Annotated in this window: 1 protein-coding gene; it reads right to left on the bottom strand. The window is 66.0% G+C overall.

The window, feature by feature from the left end:
• Nucleotides 1-163: 163 nt before the first annotated feature.
• Nucleotides 164-1,169 (bottom strand): ABC transporter ATP-binding protein (locus tag DID96_RS37750; RefSeq protein WP_124604398.1); only part of this gene is annotated, 1,006 nt, incomplete at its 5' end.

Below are 1,169 nucleotides of genomic sequence, written 5' to 3'. Positions count from 1 at the left end.
GAACGGCACGCCGATCGCGACGCTGCGGCCGGATGGCAGGAAGCGCGACAGCGACGCGAAGCGGCTTGCGCGCGCGCGGGCCGCGGTCGCGGCCACGGCGCCGGTCGATACTGACGTGGGTGGCGTGGACGGAGCGGAGGCAGGAGTTCTCATCGTGTCGGCCTCATTGCGTCAATACAACGCCGCTCGCGGGCGACCAGGACACGAACACGTCGTCGTTGTACGCAGGCGCACCGTCGTGCATCAGGTGCGAGCTGGACAGGTTCGACACGACCGTCTTGCCGCTCGGCAGGCGCACGTGATACAGCGAGTAGCTGCCCATGTACGCGATGTCGGTGACGACGCCGCGCGCCCAGTTGTGCGGCGAATTCGGCTTGGTCACCGACACGTGGATGCGCTCCGGGCGCACCGAGATGCCGACCGGCATCCCGAGCGGGCCCGTCACGCCGTGGCTCACGTACATGCGCGTTTCGAGATCGTCGCTCTCGACGAAGATGTGATCCGGCTCGTCCTCGACCACGCGCCCCTCGAACAGGTTCGTCGAGCCGATGAACTCGGCCGAGAAGCGGCTGTTCGGGTATTCGTACACCTCGCCGGGCGAGCCGATCTGCACGATCTTGCCTTCGCTCATCACCGCGAGGCGGCTCGCCATCGTCATCGCTTCTTCCTGGTCGTGCGTGACCATCACGCAGGTCACGTCGACCTTCTCGATGATGTTCACGAGTTCGAGCTGGGTCTTCTGGCGGATCTTCTTGTCGAGCGCGGACATCGGCTCGTCGAGCAGCAGCAGCTTCGGGCGCTTCACGAGCGAGCGCGCGAGTGCGACGCGCTGCTGCTGGCCGCCGGAGAGCTGATGCGGCTTGCGCTTCGCATACTTGCTCATCTGCACGAGCGCGAGCGCATCGGCGACGCGCTCCTTGATCTCGTTCTTTGGCGTGCCTTCCTGCTTGAGCCCGAACGCGACGTTCGACTCGACCGACATGTGCGGGAACAGCGCGTACGACTGGAACATCATGTTCACCGGGCGGCGGTACGGCGGCAGCGATGCGAGATCCTCGCCGTCGACGTAGATCTTGCCGGAGGTGGCCGTCTCGAGGCCGGCGAGCATGCGCAGCAACGTCGACTTGCCGCAGCCCGAGCTGCCGAGCAGTGCGAACAGCTCGTTCTTT

It is taken from the genome of Burkholderia sp. Bp8963, assembly GCF_003854275.1.
GTDB lineage: Bacteria > Pseudomonadota > Gammaproteobacteria > Burkholderiales > Burkholderiaceae > Burkholderia.
The sequence above is the reverse complement of the archived record's forward strand: the minus strand, read 5'-3'. Positions and strand labels throughout refer to the sequence as shown.